Source organism: Azohydromonas sediminis, from assembly GCF_003574675.1.
In the GTDB taxonomy this organism is placed as follows: Bacteria; Pseudomonadota; Gammaproteobacteria; order Burkholderiales; family Burkholderiaceae_C; genus Calidifontimicrobium; species Calidifontimicrobium sediminis.
This window is the reverse complement of sequence record NZ_QOAZ01000012.1, coordinates 19168-32887: the sequence shown is the minus strand read 5'-3', so window position 1 is coordinate 32887 and position 13720 is coordinate 19168. Positions and strand designations below refer to the sequence as shown.

The 13720-nt window shown below is 69.7% G+C and carries 16 protein-coding genes; 13 read left to right on the top strand and 3 right to left on the bottom strand.

Annotated features, from left to right (window positions below):
* Window positions 1-24: 24 nt before the first annotated feature.
* Genes DRV96_RS08610 through DRV96_RS08600 form a run of 3 tightly spaced genes read right to left on the bottom strand, consistent with a single transcriptional unit; the run spans window position 25 to window position 1297 of the window.
* Window positions 25-354 (bottom strand): TusE/DsrC/DsvC family sulfur relay protein, encoded by a 330-nt coding sequence (locus DRV96_RS08610; protein ID WP_119289926.1) that lies wholly within the window; start codon window positions 352-354, stop codon window positions 25-27.
* A 48-nt stretch (window positions 355-402) separates the two neighbouring features.
* Entirely contained in the window at window positions 403-1044 is a 642-nt protein-coding gene (gene cas6 / locus DRV96_RS08605; protein ID WP_162910989.1) for a type I-MYXAN CRISPR-associated protein Cas6/Cmx6, read from the bottom strand.
* Window positions 1045-1057: 13 nt separating this feature from the next.
* On the bottom strand, window positions 1058-1297 hold the full coding sequence (locus DRV96_RS08600; protein ID WP_119289922.1) for a DUF6967 family protein: 240 nt from the start codon (window positions 1295-1297) through the stop codon (window positions 1058-1060).
* A 253-nt stretch (window positions 1298-1550) separates the two neighbouring features.
* On the opposite strand from DRV96_RS08600, the gene dsrA reads away from it, so the two are divergent.
* The 13 genes from dsrA (at window position 1551) to DRV96_RS08535 (ending at window position 13714) form a co-directional block, all read left to right on the top strand.
* A complete protein-coding gene (gene dsrA, locus DRV96_RS08595; protein ID WP_119289920.1) occupies window positions 1551-2849 on the top strand; it encodes a dissimilatory-type sulfite reductase subunit alpha in 1299 nt (432 codons plus the stop codon).
* Window positions 2850-2920: 71 nt separating this feature from the next.
* The gene (gene dsrB, locus DRV96_RS08590) at window positions 2921-3988 is read left to right on the top strand and encodes a dissimilatory-type sulfite reductase subunit beta (RefSeq protein WP_119289918.1); all 1068 of its coding nucleotides are present in this window, start codon (window positions 2921-2923) and stop codon (window positions 3986-3988) included.
* Window positions 3989-4004: 16 nt separating this feature from the next.
* Window positions 4005-4364 carry a sulfurtransferase complex subunit TusD gene (gene tusD / locus DRV96_RS08585; RefSeq protein WP_119289916.1) on the top strand — a complete coding sequence of 120 codons (360 nt, stop codon included), beginning with the start codon at window positions 4005-4007 and terminating at the stop codon, window positions 4362-4364.
* Window positions 4365-4366: 2 nt separating this feature from the next.
* A complete protein-coding gene (gene tusC, locus DRV96_RS08580; protein ID WP_119289914.1) occupies window positions 4367-4723 on the top strand; it encodes a sulfurtransferase complex subunit TusC in 357 nt (118 codons plus the stop codon).
* A 13-nt stretch (window positions 4724-4736) separates the two neighbouring features.
* Window positions 4737-5036 carry a sulfurtransferase complex subunit TusB gene (gene tusB / locus DRV96_RS08575; RefSeq protein ID WP_119289912.1) on the top strand — a complete coding sequence of 100 codons (300 nt, stop codon included), beginning with the start codon at window positions 4737-4739 and terminating at the stop codon, window positions 5034-5036.
* A 42-nt stretch (window positions 5037-5078) separates the two neighbouring features.
* Window positions 5079-5411 (top strand): TusE/DsrC/DsvC family sulfur relay protein, encoded by a 333-nt coding sequence (locus DRV96_RS08570; protein ID WP_119289910.1) that lies wholly within the window; start codon window positions 5079-5081, stop codon window positions 5409-5411.
* A gap of 37 nt (window positions 5412-5448) precedes the next feature.
* On the top strand, window positions 5449-6177 hold the full coding sequence (locus DRV96_RS08565) for a respiratory nitrate reductase subunit gamma (RefSeq protein WP_119289908.1): 729 nt from the start codon (window positions 5449-5451) through the stop codon (window positions 6175-6177).
* 10 nt (window positions 6178-6187) lie between these two features.
* A complete protein-coding gene (gene dsrK, locus DRV96_RS08560) occupies window positions 6188-7720 on the top strand; it encodes a sulfate reduction electron transfer complex DsrMKJOP subunit DsrK (RefSeq protein ID WP_119289906.1) in 1533 nt (510 codons plus the stop codon).
* Between the two features lie 40 nt (window positions 7721-7760).
* The gene (locus DRV96_RS08555; RefSeq protein WP_119289904.1) at window positions 7761-9719 is read left to right on the top strand and encodes an NAD(P)-binding protein; all 1959 of its coding nucleotides are present in this window, start codon (window positions 7761-7763) and stop codon (window positions 9717-9719) included.
* A 107-nt stretch (window positions 9720-9826) separates the two neighbouring features.
* Window positions 9827-10309: a hypothetical protein gene (locus DRV96_RS08550; RefSeq protein WP_210757001.1), complete on the top strand. Its 483-nt coding sequence runs from the start codon at window positions 9827-9829 to the stop codon at window positions 10307-10309.
* Window positions 10306-11091, top strand: coding sequence for a sulfate reduction electron transfer complex DsrMKJOP subunit DsrO (gene dsrO, locus DRV96_RS18755; RefSeq protein WP_272867952.1), 786 nt, complete (start codon window positions 10306-10308; stop codon window positions 11089-11091). Before DRV96_RS08550 ends, dsrO begins: the two co-directional genes overlap by 4 nt.
* Complete coding sequence (gene nrfD, locus DRV96_RS08540; RefSeq protein WP_119289902.1) at window positions 11088-12308, top strand: NrfD/PsrC family molybdoenzyme membrane anchor subunit; 1221 nt, start codon at window positions 11088-11090, stop codon at window positions 12306-12308. The genes dsrO and nrfD overlap by 4 nt, the downstream gene beginning before the upstream one ends.
* Window positions 12305-13714: a cobyrinic acid a,c-diamide synthase CobB gene (locus DRV96_RS08535; protein ID WP_235823339.1), complete on the top strand. Its 1410-nt coding sequence runs from the start codon at window positions 12305-12307 to the stop codon at window positions 13712-13714. The genes nrfD and DRV96_RS08535 overlap by 4 nt, the downstream gene beginning before the upstream one ends.
* Window positions 13715-13720 lie beyond the last annotated feature (6 nt).

Below are 13720 nucleotides of genomic sequence, written 5' to 3'. Positions count from 1 at the left end.
CGAAGGCGCTTCGGGGGGGAGCCATCAGTACCCGCCTTTGCCGTAAGGCTGCGGCAGCCCCGCGACCTTCGCGCCCTGCTTGGCCGGCCCCAGCGGGAACAGGTCGTACAGCGCCTTGCTGTCGCAGCCCGGCAGGATCTCGGCGACGCCCTTGAGCATGTGGCGGAAGTTCGGCGTGTGGCCGTGCTCGCGGTACTCGTTGCGCAGGTACTCGACGACCTTCCAGTGGTCGTCGGTCAGCGTGATGCCTTCGGCCGCGGCGATCACGCGCACGACCTCGTCGCCGAAATCGGGCTCGATCAGGTAGCCCTGCTCGTCGGTTTCCAGTTCGGTGCCGTTGACGACATACCCCATGTCGAATGTCTCCTGTCGTGGTTCAGGGTCGGACGGATCGTGACCGGTTCAGCTGCCCACCGCCGCGGCCGAGCGGTGCGGCACGAACAGGCCCGCGCCGAGCCGCCGGTGCGGGCCGACACCGGCTTCGAGCACGCGCAGCGCGTCGGCGGCCGCGAGCCCGTGCAGCATCAGGCTGAAGCCCACGAGCACGCCGTCGCCGCCGCGGATGCGCTGGCGCTGGCCGCAGATGCGCCGGCACGCCGCACCGAGCGCGTCGAGCTCGGCGTTGACGGCGGCGAGGAACGCCGCTTCGTCGTCGCCGCCCGTGCCTTCGTCGAGGTCGGCGGCGACGAAGTGCGCGTACAGCGTGTTGTGCGGCAGCAGCTCGCGCAGGTGCGGTGCGCCCAGGCGCACGCGGTGCCCGTCGACGTCGAGCTCGCGTCCGGCCAGCGCATGCAGCGCGTCGGCGTGCGTGCGTGGCACACGCAGCACCAGACGCGCGCGCTGCGACAGCAGCACGTCGCCACCGGCCGTGTCGGCGACGTTGACCGGGTGCAGGCCGGCGCCGGGCAGGTCGCGCAGCCACGGCGCGGCCGCATCGAGTGCGTCGGCCAGTGCGAGCCGGTAGTCGCGCGGCAGCGTGCGCCCCTCGAGCGGGAACACGGCGTCGACCATCGTCGACGGCGGCAGCTCGGCGTCGTCGATCACGGCGGCTCCCGCCTCATGCATCGCCATCGCCCGCGTCGCCCGCGCCGGGCTGCGCGCGCGCCCACGCCAGCAGCGCCTCGCCCCAGGCGCGCGCCGTCAGCGGGTCGACGTCGAAGACCGTGAAGCGGCTCTTCTCGCGGATGCGCGTGCGCAGCAGGCTCATGCCGCCGGCGTCGTGGTCGACCTGCTGCAGCTCGATGTCCTGCCCGCCCAGCGGCACGCGGAGCTTCGCAATCGGGGTCAGGCGGGTCATCGCAGCGCAAGGCGGTCGAGCCGAAGCGTGCATTGAGCGCGGCCACGCCCGGCGGCGTCCATACCCGGCACGGGGGATCGCCGCATAGCCCATCCGGGTAGTGTCGGTCTGCCCAATCGGGTCTATCGTCGCTACCGACGCGGGTGATAGCGCTGCGCACCACGGCGCCCATAGCATTTGCCGACCTTCGATCAACCGCCCGCCGAGGCGGGACAGCGCTGCAGGACCGGCGCCGGCCACCCAGGAGACAAGCATGGCCAAGAAGATGCACGACACGCCGATGCTCGACGCGCTCGAGACCGGTCCGTGGCCCAGTTTCGTCACCGGCCTGAAGCGACTCGCGAAAGACAAGGACTACGTCGTCGACCTGCTGGGCACGCTCGAGACGTCGTACCAGACGAAGAAGGGCTACTGGAAGGGTGGCACCGTCGGCGTGTTCGGCTACGGCGGCGGCGTGATCCCGCGCTTCACCGAGCTGAAGAACGACAAGGGCGAGCCGCTGTTCCCCGACGCCGCCGAGCTGCACACGCTGCGCGTGCAGCCGCCGCCGGGCATGCACTACACGACCGACGTGCTGCGCAAGATGTGCGACATCTGGGAGAAGCACGGCACCGGCCTGATCGCGTTCCACGGCCAGTCGGGCGACATCATGTTCCAGGGCGCGACGACCGCCAAGGTGCAGGAGGCGTTCGACGAGCTCAACGAGCTCGGCTTCGACCTCGGCGGCGCCGGCCCCGCGGTGCGCACGTCGATGAGCTGCGTCGGCGCCGCGCGCTGCGAGCAGAGCTGCTACGACGAGGGCCGCGCGCACCGCACGGTCATCAACACCTTCGTCGACGACATCCACCGCCCGGCGCTGCCGTACAAATTCAAGTTCAAGTTCAGCGGCTGCCCGAACGACTGCATGAACTCGATCCAGCGTGCCGACATGGCCGTCATCGGCACGTGGCGCGACAACATGCGCACCGATGAGGAACTGGCGCGCAAGTGGTTCGACAAGCACGGCATGAACGAGCTCGTCAACGACGTCGTCGCGCGCTGCCCGACGAAGGCGATCCAGCTCAAGGAAGTCAAGGACCTGCGCCAGGGCGAGAAGATCAGCAGCGTCAAGGTCAGCGACACGCATGCGCTCGAGATCGACAACGGCGACTGCGTGCGCTGCATGCACTGCATCAACGTGATGACGGGCGCGCTCGCGCGCGGCACCGACACCGGCGTGACGGTGCTCGTCGGCGGCAAGCGCACGCTCAAGATCGGCGACCTGATGGGCACCGTCGTCGTGCCGTTCATGCCGATGAAGAGCGACGAGGACTTCGACAACCTCGTCGACCTCGCGCAGCGCGTGATCGACTTCTTCGCCGAGAACGCGCTCGAACACGAGCGCACCGGCGAGATGATCGAGCGCATCGGCCTCGTCAACTTCCTCGAGGGCATCGGCGTCGACATCGACCCGAACATGGTCTCGAACCCGCGCACGAACCCCTACGTGCGCACCGACGGCTGGGACGAGGAAGTGGCAAAGATCAACGCCAAGAAGAAGGCAGCGGCCTGAGCCGCCGCCTGGCACCCGCCGTCGCCGGCGCGGCGGCGGGACCCCGCTGAATCCATCGCGGAACACGCACCATGGCCCATCGCACCCCGATCGAGAGCGGCGCTCCCGACAACAAGCAGTACATGCACCCCACGTTGCTGAAGAACTACGGCAACTGGCGCTACCACGACCGCCCGCGCCCCGGTGTGCTGCACCACGTCTCGCACAGCGGCGACGAGGTGTGGACGGTGCGTGCCGGCACGCAGCGGCAGATGGACGTCTACACGATCCGCAAGCTGTGCGACATCGCCGACACCTACGCCGACGGCTACGTACGCTTCACGATCCGCAGCAACATCGAGTTCATGGTCGCCGACCCGAACAAGGTCGCGCCGCTGATCAGTGCGCTCGAGGAGAACGGCTTCCCGGTCGGCGGCACCGGCAACTCGGTGTCGATGATCGCGCACACGCAGGGCTGGCTGCATTGCGACATCCCGGGCACCGATGCCTCGGGTGTCGTCAAGGCGCTGATGGACGAGCTCTACGACGAGTTCCGGCGCGAGGAGATGCCCAACCGCGTGCACCTGTCGACCTCGTGCTGCGAGATCAACTGCGGCGGCCAGGCCGACATCGCGATCATCGTGCAGCACACCAAGCCGCCGAAGATCAACCACGACCTCGTGGCCAACGTCTGCGAGCGCCCGGCGGTGGTGGCGCGCTGCCCGGTGGCGGCGATCCGCCCGGCGCTGGTCAACGGCAAGCCGAGCCTCGAGGTCGACGAGAAGAAGTGCATCTGCTGCGGCGCCTGCTACCCCCCGTGCCCGCCGATGCAGATCAACGACCCCGAGCACTCGAAGCTGGCCATCTGGGTCGGCGGCAAGAACTCCAACGCGCGCGGCAAACCGACCTTCATGAAGATGGTCGCCGCCGGCATCCCGAACAACCCGCCGCGCTGGCCGGAAGCGTCGGCGATCGTCAAGAAGATCCTCTACACCTACAAGGCCGACGCGCGCTCGTGGGAGCGCCTGAGCGACTGGGTCGAGCGCATCGGCTGGCCGCGCTTCTTCGAGAAGTGCGACCTGCCGTTCACCAAGTACCTGATCGACGACTGGCGCGGCTCGCGTGCCAACCTGAACGCGTCGACGCACATCCGCTTCTGAACCGGCGCGGCACCCGATGAAATTCACCCTGCTGGTCAGTGAAGGCCCGTACACGCACCAGGCGAGCGACACCGCGTACCAGTTCGCCGCCGCCGCGATCGCCAAGGGCCACGAGGTGATGCGCATCTTCTTCTACCACGACGGCGTCTACAACGCGACGCGGCTCACCGAGCCGCCGCAGGACGACCGCCACATCGTCAACCGCTGGTCGGCGCTGAAGGAGCAGCATGGCGTCGACCTCGTCGTGTGCGTCGCCGCCGCACTGCGCCGCGGCATCAAGGACGAGGTGCTCGCGCCGGGCTTTCGCATCAGCGGGCTCGGCCAGCTCGTCGACGGCGGCATCAAGAGCGACCGCACGGTGACCTTCGGAGACTGACGATGAAGAAGTTCATGTTCGTCAACCGCAAGGCCCCGTACGGCACGATCTATGCGCTCGAGAGCCTCGAGGTCGTGCTGATCACGGCCACGTTCGACCAGGACGTCAGTCTCGTGTTCGTCGACGACGGCGTCTACCAGCTCGTCAAGGGCCAGGACACGAAGGCCATCGGCATCAAGAACCACAGCAAGACGTACCGCGCGCTCGAGGGCTACGACATCGAGAAGCTGTATGTCGAGCGCGAGTCGATGGACGCGCGCGGCCTGACCGAGGACGACCTGCTCGTCGACGTCACGGTGCTGTCGAGCGCCGAGATGGCCGACCTGATGGCCGCGCAGGACGTCGTGCTGTCGTTCTGACCGAGGAACCCCGATGCTGCACATCGTCAACAAGTCCCCCGCGCAGACGACGGCCCTCGCGAGCTGCCTGCGGCTGGCCAAGGACGGCCACACGCTGCTGCTGGTCGAGGACGGCGTCTACGCTGCCACCACCGGCATGGCCGTGGCGAGCGGGCTGGCGGCCGCCACGAAGCGGCTGAAGGTCGTCGCGCTCGCGCCCGACCTCGAGGCGCGCGGCGTCGCCGGCCGCCTGATCGACGGCGTGGCCACGGTGGACTACGCCGGCTTCGTCGACCTCGTCGCCGAGCACCCCACGAACCAGTCCTGGCTCTGAAGCGCGAGCCAACCCCTTCACCCGACGCACGAGGAGAACGAGATGTCGATCGAAGTCAACGGCCACACCATCGAGACCGACGAGGAAGGCTACCTGGTCAACCTGTCCGACTGGAACGAGGACGTGGCCGCCGCGATCGCCAAGCAGGAAAACGTCGAGATGACACCCAACCACTGGGAAGTCGTCAACTTCCTGCGCCAGTACTACGACGAGTACCAGATCGCCCCCGCGGTGCGCGTGCTGACGAAGGCCATCGGCAAGCAGCTCGGCGAAGAGAAGGGCAACAGCAAGTACCTCTACGAGCTGTTCCCGTACGGCCCGGCGAAGCAGGCGTGCAAGATCGCCGGCCTGCCCAAGCCCACCGGCTGCGTCTGACGGGCCGACGGGCGCCGTCACCGGCAGGACCCACGCGATGACGGCGCTCGGCTGGGCCTACGCGGTCGTCTTCTACGCAGCGACGGCGCTGTTCGTCGTCGGCCTGGCGCTGAAGATCCGGCGCTACGCGACGACGCCGGCGCCGCTGAAGATCCCGACGACGCCGGCGCCGACGACGGGCGGCGGCGCGGCGCTGCGCATGGTGCGCGAGGTCGCCCTCTTCGAGAGCCTGTTCAAGTCCAACAAGTGGACCTGGGCCTTCGGCTGGCTGTTCCACGTCTCGCTGCTGCTCGTGATCCTGCGCCACGTGCGCTACTTCCAGCAGCCGGTGTGGGAGCCGATCGTGTGGGTGCAGCCGTTCGGCACCTACGCCGGTTTCACGATGGTCGCAGGCCTGGCGGGGCTGTGGGCGAGGCGTTTCCTCGTCGACCGGGTGCACTACATCTCGACGCCGTCGGACCACCTGCACCTGGCGCTGCTAATCGCGATCGGCCTGTCGGGACTCGGGATGCGCTTCGTCGCGCACACCGACATCGTCGCGCTGAAGGCGTTCACGCTCGGGCTGATGCGCTTCGACGTGCAGCCGCTGCCGGCCGACCCGCTGCTGCTGCTGCACCTGGCGCTGGTGGCGGTGCTTCTGATCGTGTTCCCGATCAGCAAGCTGCTGCACGCGCCGGGGCTGCTGTTCAGCCCGACGCGTTACCAGGTCGACAACCCGCGCGAGGCGCGCCACGTGGCGTCGTGGGCGGCCGCGCTCGACAAGTGAGGGCAGTGGCGTGGCCACCGCGGCGTTCCAGACTCCCGAACTGAAGCCCTACCCGGTCATCCCGCTGGTGGCCGAGGGCGCGATGGCGCACACCAAGCCGTTCGTCGCGTCGCCGCAGATCCAGGGCAATATCGGGTTCCCCGGCGAGCTGACCGAGGGCTGGGAGCAGCGAGCGATCGCGAAGATGGGCGAGCTGCTCGGCAAGTACCGCTCGCTGCAGGTCTACATGGACGCCTGCGTGCACTGCGGCGCGTGCTCCGACAAGTGCCACTACTTCCTCGGCACCGGCGACCCGAAGAACATGCCGGTGGCGCGCCAGGACCTGATGCGCAAGGTCTACCGGCGCTACTTTACGCTCGCCGGCAAGCTGTTCCCGAAGCTGGTGGGCGCTGTCGACCTCACGCGCGAGGTGCTCGACGAGTGGTACAGCTACTACCACCAGTGCTCCGAGTGCCGCCGCTGCAGCGTGTTCTGCCCGTACGGCATCGACACCGCCGAGGTCACGATGGCCGCGCGCGAGATCATGGACTCGGTCGGCCTCGGGCAGAAGTACAGCAACGAGATCATCGGCAAGGTCCACAAGATCGGCAACAACCTCGGGCTGCCGGGCCCCGCGCTCGAGAACACGCTCGAGGGCCTGGAAGAGGACGTCAAGACAGACACCGGCGTCGACGTGCGCTACCCGATCGACGCCAAGGGCGCCGAGGTGCTGCTGGTCACGCCGTCGGCCGACTTCTTCGCCGAGCCGCACGTCGAGAGCCTGATCGGCTACGGCAAGGTGTTCCACGCCGCCGGCATCAGCTGGACGCTGTCGAGCAAGGCCAGCGAGGCCGGCAACTTCGGCATGTTCATCGGCAACTACGAGCAGCTGCGCAAGATCGCGATGCGCATCCGCGAGGCGGCGCTGGAGCTCGGCGTCAAGCGCATCGTCGTCGGCGAGTGCGGCCACGCGTGGCGCGTGGCCTACAGCTTCTGGAACACGCTGATCGGCGTCGGCGCCGGCGGCAAGGACCCGTTCGCGATCGAGCTGCAGCAGCAGCTCGACCCACGCTACAAGCAGCCGACGCACATCTGCGAGCTGACCCACGACCTGATCCAGCGCGGTGCGCTCAAGTTCGACAAGGAAAAGAACGACGACCGCATCATCACGTTCCACGACTCGTGCAACGTCGCGCGCGCCTCGCGCATGGGCGACATACCAGGCGGCCAGTTCGTGATCCCGCGCGAGATCATCAAGGCGGTCGCGAACCACTTCCACGACATGGCGCCGGGCACCATCGGCGAGGCCACGTTCTGCTGCGGCGGCGGTGGCGGCTTGCTGACCGACGACTTGATCGAACTGCGCGTCAAGGGCGCGCTGCCGCGCATGGAGGCACTGAAGAACGTCGTCGACCAGCACGGCGTCAACTTCATGGCCACGATCTGCGCGATCTGCAAGGCGCAGTTCACGAAGGTGCTGCCGTACTACGGCTTCGACATGAGCATGGTCGGCGGCGTGCACCAGCTCGTCAGCAAGGCCATCCGGCTCGGCGACGCCCGCTGACCGGCGCCGCCGCCGCACACGATTCCCCAGGAGACCCGCGATGTCTGCCGCAACCGAGACCACCGACGTCAAGCCGCTGACCTTCCGCCGCTTCAAGGACGGCGACCACAAGATCAAGCGCTGGCAGGAGCAGATCTTCGACGCCGACCACTCGCACAAGTGCCCGACGTACATCCAGAGCACGCCGCCGTGCCAGGCGTCGTGCCCGTCCGGCGAGGACATCCGCGGCTACCTGAACATCGTGCGGGGCATCGAGAAGCCGCCGGCCGGCGTGCCGTGGCAGGAGTACGCGTGGCGGCGCCTGACCGAGGCCAACCCGCTGCCGTCCGTGATGGGCCGCGTGTGCCCGGCGCCGTGCGAGTCCGGGTGCAACCGCAACGAGGTCGAGGATTTCGTCGGCATCAACTCGGTCGAGCACTTCCTCGGCGAGTACGCGATCGCGAACAACCTGCAGTTCCCGAAGCCCGAGAAGCTCACGGGCAAGAAGGTCGCCGTGATCGGCGGCGGCCCGGCCGGGCTGTCGGCGGCGTACCAGCTCGCGCGCAAGGGCCACTCGGTGACGATCTTCGACGAACGCGCCGAGCTCGGCGGCATGATGCGCTACGGCATCCCGGGCTTCCGCACGCCGAGGCGGGTGCTCGACGCCGAGATCCAGCGCATCCTCGACCTCGGCGTCGAGGCGCGCCTGAACACGCGCATCGGCACCGACATCACGCTCGAGCAGATCCAGGCCGAGTTCGACGCCGTCTTCCTCGGCCTCGGTGCGCAAAGCGGCCGCCCGCTGCCGGTCGAAGGCGCCGACGCGCCGAACTGCGTCACCGCCACCGCATTCCTGAAGGCGTTCAACGACGGCCGACTGCGCCACGTCGGCAAGCGCGTCGTCGTCGTCGGCGGCGGTGACACGTCGATCGACGTCGCCACCGTCGCGCGCCGCCTCGGCCACATCGAGCAGGTCCACGAGAAGGACCGCCCCGAGATGGCGATCGCCGGCCACGTCGCGCACGACGTCGCGTCGGTGTCGGCGCGCCAGGGCGCCGAAGTGACGCTGACGTCGATCTTCGCCGTCGACAAGATGCAGGCGAGCAAGCACGAGGTCGAGCACGCGCTCGCCGAAGGCATCGCGATCCGCGGCGGGCTCGCGCCGGTGGCCGTCGTGCGCGGCCCCGACGGGCGCGCCACCGCGCTGCGCGTCGCGCGCTGCGAGGCGTCGATCAAGGGCGGCCGGCTCGAGATCAAGATGATCGAAGGCACCGAGGAGGACATCCCGGCCGACCTGATCGTCTCGGCGATCGGCCAGGCGGTGGACTTCACCGGCCTCGAGGCGCTGAACAACGGCAAGGGCGGCATCAGCGCCGACAAGAACTACCAGGTCCAGGGCCACAAGGGCATGTTCGTCGGCGGCGACGTCGTGCGCCCGCACCTGCTGACGACCGCGATCGGCCACGGCGCGATCGTCGCCGACGGCATCGACCGCTACCTCGCCGGCGAGCCGCTCGACAAGCGGCCGAAGATCGATGTCCACACCTGGGACATCCAGCGCAAGCTGATCGAGAAGGGGCTCGTGCTGTCGGAGGTGCACGAGCCGATCCGCGGCACCGACAGCACCAACGTCGCGATCCACAACTTCGACAACCGCTCCGACCGCTACGTGATCCCGCACGAGGAGCTGTTCCTCGGTCACTTCCAGTACACGCCGCGCCACAAGCGCAAGATCGTCACGTTGACCGCCGAGCAGGCACTGAACAACTTCGACGAGCGCGTGCTGCCGCTGACCGAGGCCGAGGCGATCGCCGAGGCCAAGCGCTGCATGAGCTGCGGGCTGTGCTTCGAGTGCGACAACTGCGTCGTCTACTGCCCGCAGACCGCGGTGTTCAAGGTCAAGAAGTCGCAGGCGACGACGGGCCGCTACGTCGACACCGACTACACGAAGTGCATCGGCTGCCACATCTGCCACGACGTGTGCCCGACCGGGTACATCCAGATGGGTCTCGGGGAGTGATGGCCCCCCCCCGCAGCGCCTTCGGCGCCTCCCCCCCGGGGGGGCGCCGCCAGCGGACCGGCGAAGCCGGATCCGCGGCGGCCGCTTGGACCACCGCGGCGTGGCGGTTGGGGATCCTGTCGCTGGCGCTGGGTGCAGCCGCCACCGCCGCGCTGGCTCAGGGCAGCGGCCGCACGCCCAAGCCGGTGATCGAGCCGGCGAAGCCCGGCACCCAGTGCATCGCCGACCCGGCGACGATGCGCCGCGAGCACCCGGCGATGCTCAAGCACCAGCGCGACGAGACGGTCCACGGCGGCATCCGCGGCGCGAAGGCGAGCCTGAAGGCCTGCATCGCGTGCCACGCGAGCCCGACGACTGGCAGCGTCGCCGCCGCCGAAACCAATTTCTGCATCAGCTGCCACAGCTACACCGCGGTGCGCATCGACTGCTTCGAGTGCCACGCGACGAAGCCGGCGCCCACCGCGTTCCACCCGATCGTGCCGGTGGGGCCGAACGCGGCGGCCGTGATGCGCCTCGGGGCGCAGGCGCGCCAGCTCGACGGCGGCATCGCCGCGGTCGACGCCGCCACCTTGCAGCTGCTGAAACCATGAGCGAACACGAGCACGCCCCTGCCGCGGCCCGCGATGCCGCCAAGGCCACGCGGCGCGGCTTCTTCGGCGTCGCCGCCGCTGGACTGGCCGGCGTGATGGTCGCCCCCGGTGTCCGGCTGATCGAGGTCGCGCGCGCCGCCGGCGCCGACGGCCCCACTGCGGGCGCCAACCCGAAGGTGCGCTGGGGTCTGCTGATCGACACGACGAAGTGCGCCAGCGGCTGCACCGACTGCGTCGACGCCTGCAACGCCGAGAACGGGCTCGACCCGCGGCCGACGCCGACCTCGGCGCAGTGGATCCGCAAGGTCGAGATCAAGGAGATCAAGACCGGGCGCGTCAGCTCGGCACCGGTGATGTGCCAGCACTGCGCGTCGCCGCCGTGCGTCGACGTGTGCCCGACCGGCGCGTCGTTCAAGCGCGCCGACGGCATCGTGCTCGTCGACCGCCACATCTGCATCGGCTGCCGCTACTGCATGATGGCCTGCCCGTACAAGGCGCGCTCGTTCGTGCACGAGCCGCTGACCAACCAGAAGCCCGACGTGCCGCGCGGCAAGGGCTGCGTCGAGAGCTGCACGCTGTGCGTGCACCGCATCGACGCCGGCGGCACGACGACCGCGTGCGCCGAGGCGTGCACGAAGGCCGGCCACGGCGCGATCCTGTTCGGCGACCTCAACGATCCTGACAGCGCGATCTCGAAGCGCCTGCGCGAGGTCGCGAGCGTGCAGTTGCGCGCCGACCTGCGGCTCGACCCGGGCGTGCGCTACCAGGGGATCACGTCATGACGGCGCTCGCCGAAGCGCGCGACGACGCGCGCCGCTTCTGGCTGCTGGTGCTCGCCGGCGGCCTCGTCACCGCGATCGGGCTCGGCGCCGCGCACTACATGGAGGTGCACGGCCACGTCGTCACCGGCATGACGAACCAGGTCGTCTGGGGTCTGCCGCACGTGTTCGCGATCTTCATGATCGTCGCTGCATCGGGCGTGCTCAACGTCGCGTCGATCGGCTCGGTGTTCGGCCACACGGTCTACAAGAAGCGCGCGCCGCTGTCGGGGCTGCTGAGCCTGGCGCTGCTGGCCGGCGGCCTGATGGTGCTGATGCTCGACCTCGGCCGCCCCGAGCGCGTGATCGTCGCGGCGACGCACTACAACTTCAAGTCGGTGTTCGCCTGGAACGTGTTCCTGTACTCGGGCATGGCGGCGATCGTCGCGCTGTACCTGTGGACGATGTTCGAGCGCCGCATGAACCGCTGGTCAAAGCCGGCGGGCATCGCCGCGCTGGTGTGGCGCTTCGTGCTGACCACCGGCACCGGCTCGATCTTCGGCTTCCTCGTCGCGCGCCAGGCCTACCAGTCGGCGCTGCTCGCGCCACTGTTCATCGTGCTGTCGTTCGGCTGGGGCCTGGCGGTGTTCCTCGTCGTGCAGTCGACGATGTACGCGTGGAACCGCATCACGCTGCCGGCCGAGATCCAGCGCCGCCTGGCGCGCCTGCTCGGCGTGTTCATCGCCGCGTCGCTGTACCTGGTGGCGGTGTACCACCTGACGAACCTGTACTTCGCGCGCCAGGGCGCGTTCGAGGCCTTCATCCTGTTCGGCCGCGACGGCGGCGGCACGTTCGCGCTGCTGTTCTGGGTCGGCTACGTGCTCGTCGGCTCGCTCGCGCCGCAGGCGCTGCTGTTCAGGCCCAAGCCCGACGGCAGCAGCCTGCTGGTGGCCGCTGCGCTCGTCGTGCTCGGCGCCTTCGCGTGGCTGTTCGTGTTCATCATCGGCGGGCAGGCGTTCCCGCTCGAGATCTTCCCCGGCCACGTCGTGACGAGCCCGTTTGCCGACGGCGCCGTCGAGCACTACGTGCCCCGCCTGCCCGAGTGGCTGCTCGGCTTCGGCGGCGTCGGCGCGGCGTTCGTGCTGACGACGGTGGGCGTGCGCGTGCTCGATTTCCTGCCGCAGGACGACGTCGCACCGCCCGCGAAGGCGGCGCCTGCGACGGAGGGCGCGTCGTCGTGACGCCGCTGCCGCGCCTGTTCATTTCGGCGGCGCACAAGTCGTCGGGCAAGACCACGGTCGCGATCGGGCTCGCCGCGGCGCTCGCGGCGCGCGGCGTCGCGGTGCAGCCGTTCAAGAAGGGGCCCGACTACATCGACCCGATGTGGCTGACGCGCGCGGCCGGCCGCGCCTGCGTCAACCTCGACCCGCACCTGCAGACGCCTGCGGCGATCGGCGCGACGTTCGCCGACGCAGCCGCCGGCTGCGACCTCGCGCTGATCGAGGGCAACAAGGGGTTGCACGACGGGCTCGCACTCGACGGCAGCAACAGCAACGCGGCGCTGGCCAAGCAGCTCGGCGCGCCGGTCGTGCTCGTGCTCGATGCGCGCGGCATGACGCGCGGCGTCGCGCCACTCGTGCTCGGCTTCCAGGCCTTCGACCGTGGCGTGCGCATCGCCGGCGTGATCCTGAACCAGGTCGGCGGCGCGCGCCACGAGTCCAAGCTGCGCGCCGCACTCGAGGCGTACACCGACGTGCCGGTGCTCGGCGCGATTGCGCGCGACGAGCGCCTCGTGCTGCCCGAGCGCCACCTCGGCCTCACGCCCGACGCCGAGTTCGACGGCGCCGCCGAGCGCGTCGCACAGATCGCGACCCTCGTCGCCGACGGCGTCGACCTCGACCGCGTGCGCGCCGTCGCCGCCTCGGCGCCGACGTGGGCGGGGCCTGCGCCGCGTCGGCCCGCGGCCACCCCGCGCGCCGACGTGCGCATCGCCATCGCGCGCGACCGCGCGTTCGGCTTCTATTACGCCGACGACCTGGCGGCGCTCGAAGCGGCGGGCGCGTGCCTGGTGCCGATCGACACGCTGCACGACACGTCGCTGCCCGCCGTCGACGGGCTGTTCGTCGGCGGCGGCTTCCCCGAGGTGTTCATGGCCGAGCTCGAGGCCAACGTCGCGCTGCGCCGTGCGCTGCGCGACGCGATCGCCGCCGGCTTGCCCACCTACGCCGAGTGCGGCGGGCTGATGTACCTCGCGCGCTCGATCCGCTGGGGTGATCGCTGCGCCGAGATGGTCGGCGCGATCCCGGGCGACGTGACGATGCACGCGAAGCCCGTCGGCCGCGGCTACGTGCGTCTCGAAGCCCTTGCCGAGCAACCGTGGGGGCTGGCCTCGGGCACCGTGCTGCACGGCCACGAGTTCCACCACTCGAGGCTCGACGGCCTCGCACCGCACACTGCCTTCGCGTACCGCGTGCAGCGCGGCCACGGCGTCGACGGGGCGTGCGACGGCGTCGTCGTCGGCCACCTCGTCGCGTCGTACAGCCACCTGCGCACCGGCGCCGGAAGCGACTGGGCGCCGCGCTTCGTCGATTTCGTGCGCCGCTGCCGCGCGACCGCCGCCGCGCCGGGCCTGGCGCTCGCCGCGTGAACCCAC

Bases quoted from the DNA above. Each gene is read 5' to 3' on its own strand.
- DRV96_RS08610 (WP_119289926.1), bottom strand. From the start codon at position 354: ATGGGGTATGTCGTCAACGGCACCGAACTGGAAACCGACGAGCAGGGC.
- DRV96_RS08600 (WP_119289922.1), bottom strand. From the start codon at position 1,297: ATGACCCGCCTGACCCCGATTGCGAAGCTCCGCGTGCCGCTGGGCGGG.
- dsrA (WP_119289920.1), top strand. From the start codon at position 1,551: ATGGCCAAGAAGATGCACGACACGCCGATGCTCGACGCGCTCGAGACC.
- dsrB (WP_119289918.1), top strand. From the start codon at position 2,921: ATGGCCCATCGCACCCCGATCGAGAGCGGCGCTCCCGACAACAAGCAG.
- tusD (WP_119289916.1), top strand. From the start codon at position 4,005: ATGAAATTCACCCTGCTGGTCAGTGAAGGCCCGTACACGCACCAGGCG.
- tusC (WP_119289914.1), top strand. From the start codon at position 4,367: ATGAAGAAGTTCATGTTCGTCAACCGCAAGGCCCCGTACGGCACGATC.
- tusB (WP_119289912.1), top strand. From the start codon at position 4,737: ATGCTGCACATCGTCAACAAGTCCCCCGCGCAGACGACGGCCCTCGCG.
- DRV96_RS08570 (WP_119289910.1), top strand. From the start codon at position 5,079: ATGTCGATCGAAGTCAACGGCCACACCATCGAGACCGACGAGGAAGGC.
- DRV96_RS08565 (WP_119289908.1), top strand. From the start codon at position 5,449: ATGACGGCGCTCGGCTGGGCCTACGCGGTCGTCTTCTACGCAGCGACG.
- DRV96_RS08555 (WP_119289904.1), top strand. From the start codon at position 7,761: ATGTCTGCCGCAACCGAGACCACCGACGTCAAGCCGCTGACCTTCCGC.
- dsrO (WP_272867952.1), top strand. From the start codon at position 10,306: ATGAGCGAACACGAGCACGCCCCTGCCGCGGCCCGCGATGCCGCCAAG.
- nrfD (WP_119289902.1), top strand. From the start codon at position 11,088: ATGACGGCGCTCGCCGAAGCGCGCGACGACGCGCGCCGCTTCTGGCTG.